At 37.3% G+C, this 5,247-nt stretch carries 4 protein-coding genes; all 4 read right to left on the bottom strand.

Annotated elements, in window-relative coordinates:
- Positions 1 to 120: 120 nt before the first annotated feature.
- The 4 genes from H5186_RS22030 to H5186_RS22015 are packed head-to-tail and all read right to left on the bottom strand — an operon-like array spanning position 121 to position 5,149.
- Positions 121 to 1,368, bottom strand: a complete 1,248-nt coding sequence (locus H5186_RS22030) for a TnsD family Tn7-like transposition protein (protein ID WP_182795000.1) — start codon at positions 1,366 to 1,368, stop codon at positions 121 to 123.
- The gene (locus H5186_RS22025; RefSeq protein WP_182794999.1) at positions 1,361 to 2,323 is read right to left on the bottom strand and encodes a TniQ family protein; all 963 of its coding nucleotides are present in this window, start codon (positions 2,321 to 2,323) and stop codon (positions 1,361 to 1,363) included. The genes H5186_RS22030 and H5186_RS22025 overlap by 8 nt, the downstream gene beginning before the upstream one ends.
- A gap of 2 nt (positions 2,324 to 2,325) precedes the next feature.
- A complete protein-coding gene (locus H5186_RS22020; RefSeq protein WP_182794998.1) occupies positions 2,326 to 3,741 on the bottom strand; it encodes an AAA family ATPase in 1,416 nt (471 codons plus the stop codon).
- On the bottom strand, positions 3,734 to 5,149 hold the full coding sequence (locus tag H5186_RS22015; RefSeq protein WP_182794997.1) for a hypothetical protein: 1,416 nt from the start codon (positions 5,147 to 5,149) through the stop codon (positions 3,734 to 3,736). Before H5186_RS22015 ends, H5186_RS22020 begins: the two co-directional genes overlap by 8 nt.
- Between the last annotated feature and the right edge of the window lie 98 nt (positions 5,150 to 5,247).

Raw genomic sequence — 5,247 nt, 5'->3', positions numbered from 1 at the left:
AATTTGGCATATTCAAGTTTTTGTTGTGCACTGAGTGTTACTTTTGATTTTCTGGTCATAGTGATACCTTTTGGGTTTAGCTCATTTTACGCTATAAACCTGTCCAGTTTCATTAGACCATTACATACGTCTTCTTAATACAACCAATTCAGGAAACTTTCTTAATATCACCTCGACAGCACCAACTGAAATAGAGAATTCATCAGCAATAATTGATGTGGTATTTCCAATCATTAACTTGACCCAAATGCTTCGCTCCATATTTTTGAAAATTTTGCTTGGCCTCAGGTTTACTTCTAAGCCTTCTCTCTGTGCTAATATTTTAAGCGTAGTGACACTCAGCCCTTCGTCTACGCTAACTTTTCGTAGGCTAACTCCGCTACTTATCTTAGCTATTGCCTCTGCACTTAACATTATTGGCTGTGGTACATTGACAGACACTGGAGTCACGTTTTCGGCAATATTTGAATTCACCAATTCAGAAAAATTACGCCAGCTGCCAAACAAATAATCAATCATTATTAAGTGCTTAATTGGGTGATGTGATGCATTCGGAGCATAAAATAAGCACTCAGGATACCTATGCTTAATAAGCTGTTTTTTTAATAACTCACAAACCAATAAGCCTGGTGTTAACTTATTCAAATAATCTTTTAAAGCCTCTCTTAATAACTTCAAACGTAACCTACCGCATACGGTTATAAAACCCAAGGAGTTAAGCCTCGCTTTATAAGCAATAAGAATGTTATCGGTATTTAGCGACACATGAGAACTCAGCTCTGTTGAAATTAAATTTGCTAGTCTGTCGTCTTGCGGTCGAGAGTCAGCCTCAGGTATTGCTTCAGGTAAAATTGGCACCTTTCTAGTTGCACGATAAACAGGGTGCAATAATTGATGGTGTTTGGCACACACATACACACCAGTTAGTTGGTGCTGAACATGCCAATATGGAAAGCCACATTTATCTGTATCTTCAGCAATACAATCACAACAACAATACAAAAACTGACCTGGGGTTATTCTGTTAGCAACCATCCCTAAAGAAGACTGTAAGCTTGAAGTACAACCTGTTTCCAAGCATTTAAAAAAAGACTTTCTCGTTGCCGCATCTAAAAATGGAGCAAAGTAATGATACGGGGTCATTTGATTAATAATGTCGTTTACCGCGACTCTCGTCATCTGAGACAATCTAGGTATAAAACATGGAAATTCGTTTGTTGCCCTTTCTTCATGTACACCTAGCAATGCTAATGTGGTATTGCGAAAAGAATCATATCCAGACATCAAATGATATCGGCTTATCCAACTATAAACCGTTTCATCAGAAGCTGGATTGGGTATAAATGAAAAACGATGAAGCTTATTCATGCATTTCATTCTCAACAAAGTTTTCGACAGAGCCAAAAAGACAACGAATTAATACGAGATGAACTAAAGGGTGGATAAATTTCCCTTCGTTAAATGCTGCTTCGTAAAGGTTCAAAAAAGGCACTCGCCTTTGTTTAGACTTTAAATCTGCATTAGTAAAAAACTGTCGATAAAACTCAAGAGAGAAATGGTTATCTAAATGCTTCTGTGCATCTCGTACAATTTTCCGTTCTTTCAAATTTAGCACTCCCTGGCGAGAGCCAATACCTATCCATTTTCGATACGACTTTTGAACAGACTCTAAATTAATATCCGAATAACCTCCTTCAAACAATTGGGAACTCGTTGTTTGAAGCCAATGAGTGTCATCATCCTGATACGAATTAATCGTAGAAAGATCACCTTGGCATTTATCACATATCCCTGATGATGAAGGCATGATGATTTTCAATAAATTAAGCCATTCATTCCCGCAACTTAAACAACCTGTTTTAAGAGGGATGTTGTGCTTTGAGCACTGAGTTACACCTGGTATTTGATGATTAATATGAAAATGAGGTGTCGCATTAATTTCAACATCTTCAATCGCACACTCAATACAAAAACGCCAATTATCGGTGTAACCAACTACACGAGAAGACGGAGGCCTTAGCTCTACGCTACTTGATATAATTTCGTTAAATGATAGTGTGTGAAAAGGCTGATAATAATTTACAAGAGTATGCCGCTTCGCGAACTTATCCAACCCTTCACCATCCCCCCAATAACGATATATATCTTTGTAAGCACTACGCCAAATACTACTAACCTGCAAAGCCTGTCTATCTGTAGTTATAAATTTTAAAGAATCTGCTAACCGTTTATACGACGAATATAAATGTTGTCGAGCAAGTGGTCCTAATACATGCTCGTTAGGCATCAACAAAACATTCGTTAAAACGGGGATAAATCTCATGTTTATTTATCTCCCAAAATGCCAGTTAATTCGTCTGTTGATAAGCTGCTTAAATTCCTTAAATCAATGGCAGGTATAACATCCTGTGTGACAGCTTCAAACTCAACAACTAAACCATCATCGTCTTCACCACTTTGTTGTTTTTCATCTTCCTTGATTGCTTTATCGATCACTTCTCCGATAAGGAACTCTTCTTTAGTCTTAAACGCACCCGATGGCAGCAAGTCTTCATAGCCACCACTTTCTCCATCTCGTAATGCTTTTATTGCTGGTTGAAGTAGCTCAAATTGCTGTTGAAATACTTCATCTAATAGCTCTACAGATAAACGCTCTATTCCAGTATCTATTGCATGTTCATAGGCTAAACGAAAAAGTCGTATCGTGAGAGCCGGTAAGCCAATAGTTAACTCATAGACTTTTTCTTTAAATGCGATATCAAATAAAAAGTCACCTTCGAGTAACTCAGGGTAATAAAGCTTATCAATGAATATTGACCAAAATGATAACTCCCCCTTTTCTAGTAAAAATAAATCATTTGGAATACATAAATATTTGAAGCTTCGAGCTGAGCTTAAACGGCGTGTTGTACTCATTGTGACATCAAATAGTGGTTTCGCTTTAAAAGTTCCCGCAACAATCATTGGAATACCGACAGAATTAAAAAAGTCGTCAATGAACTCTAATGTCGCAAAATCAGCTTTTTCAGCCTTATCTTTGTTGTATGCACAACGCTGTATTTCATCTATGAAAGCCATTCCCACATGGTGGTTTAATGCTACCTTTTTAGCTTCTTGGATCAATAAAGGTACCGAAGTACTTTTACCTTTCCATTCTTCATAGTAGAAAGTATCAATCACACTATCTATAGCTAGAAAAAAGGATAAAACAAATCCCCTTGTAGTTTTTGTTACTGGTGCTTGAAACTCTATATAGACAATTTGATCGAATTTGACTTGTTCGTCTTGGTATTTACTATGCTCAATGACCTGAGGTAAAAATGAAAAACAACTTCTAATTGATAACGTTTTTCCTGTGCCTGAATGGCCAAGAATTGAAGTACATTTAGACAGGTTCTTTTCGACCGGAAAGTGATAATCTTCTTGAACGCTAGCTAAATGTTGTTCGTGCTTCATATCTCTAGAAACAGGATTTCTATGGATATAACCAATGATAATGTTTTTCACAATTGTCTTGTAAAGAGCATGAAGTTCGAGTGGAACAATGTACGTTGAATCAATTAATTCAACTTGCAACTCTCGCTCAAAATCATCAAGCCCTTCTTGAAATGCCGGCTGATATGACAACTTTTTAGTGAAATATTCTAATGGAGTTGCCTTTCTGATAGCTGAAATCAAAGGGTTTCCCTGAAATGTAGGAATTGAAAACTCTCTGTAGTCAGCTTGTACTCGATTAACCATGATTTTCTCCATACATTTTATTTAGGGTATTTTGCTGTGATTGTTTATATGCATTTGTATTATTTGGTGGTGTTAGGTCATAGCTTCCAGACCCATCAGGCTTGCCAAGCACAGTTCTTAGAAGTGAAGAAGTTTTATGATCTTGGAATTTCTTTTCTAAGTATTTCAACGTGCTGATGCCTTTTTTAGGAGATTTACTTTTTCCTGGCTTTGAGTTCTTAAGACGCTCTTTTGCTTGTTGGGAAATATCAGATGTAAGCTCTTGTTGTTTAAACCTTGCCTCTCGCTCTTTTTCTGCTTGCAGCACACGTTCCTTGTCATAAAGCTTTAACCGGTGAAGTGCATCGAACCAACTTCGGTTACGGTATATTTCTGAATGGTCATTCAACTGTGCTGTATAGATTTGATCTTCAAATTGATACCAAATTTGATTGGTGTCGCCATCAAAGTAACGAACATCTAGTTTTTTAACTGTTCGTCTTTTACTGTCTGTCAACCAACCTTTTGAGTGTGCAAACGAGCAGGAATAAAATAGGCCTTTAAATTTAATACCACGCGAATTAGTTGCAGCCTGGCCTGATGGAAGTAATGCAAACATTAACTGACTTTCAGGAAACCTTTTACCTCTACCGTTATTCATATAATGCTTCATACCAAAGTTCCAAACGGCCAACGAGGTAGACGCAACACCTTGCTCAGACATTACTTGGTCATGTATGTTGTTCTTGAATACTTCATTGTTTCTGATGAGAGTTTGAGCAATAAGTAGCTGAACAAATTCTCGGTAGGTATACCTAGCAAATTGAGATGAATGAACATCTCCTTTCTCCGGCATTCTCTCAACATAGCCAGGCATGAATTGCACGACTTCTCGTTTATCGACTTGAAAGCCGCCTTCAACCCCTCCTTTACTTTCACCTGAGTAAATTGCAGTATAATTGATACAATCTAATCCTAGTTTCGCATCTAAAAATGTCGCCATATTCTTAGATGGATATTCAACCCCATTATCAATGGTTAACTCTGTACAAACGACATCACAGGGCCATTGGTGATGATTAATCGTAATGCCATACAACTCGCAAAATTTAACCTTGTCAGTACATGCGTTGTATATTGCTTGTAAACCGCCTTGCCAGTTTGGCCCTCCAATTCCCACATGAATACCGACAACCATGCCTGAATAAACACATGAAACTCTATAAGTTGTTGGTCTACCAGAAGTTAATTTCTGCTCAAGAAAGTATGGAAAAATTAAATAAACATCTTCAAGCGTGGCATCTATTTCATATCTAAAAGAAGGCCCATAAACCCCATCACGAGCACGACCAAAGCGGCTTGAATATTCACGTAAAAAGTGCCTTTCCCCGTTTTTACTCCATGTGCGTATTCTCATGACTTTGATCACCGATTCTCATCAGCTTTGATCACTTGATTTATCATTTTGTAGAGCCGTTTTTAAATTAGCTTAACTGATCATCATCAGTCAATTTATTTAACTGTTTT

The sequence above is a fragment of the Pseudoalteromonas sp. SG41-2 genome (assembly GCF_014164535.1).
GTDB lineage: Bacteria > Pseudomonadota > Gammaproteobacteria > Enterobacterales > Alteromonadaceae > Pseudoalteromonas > Pseudoalteromonas rhizosphaerae.
The sequence above is the reverse complement of the archived record's forward strand: the minus strand, read 5'-3'. Positions and strand labels throughout refer to the sequence as shown.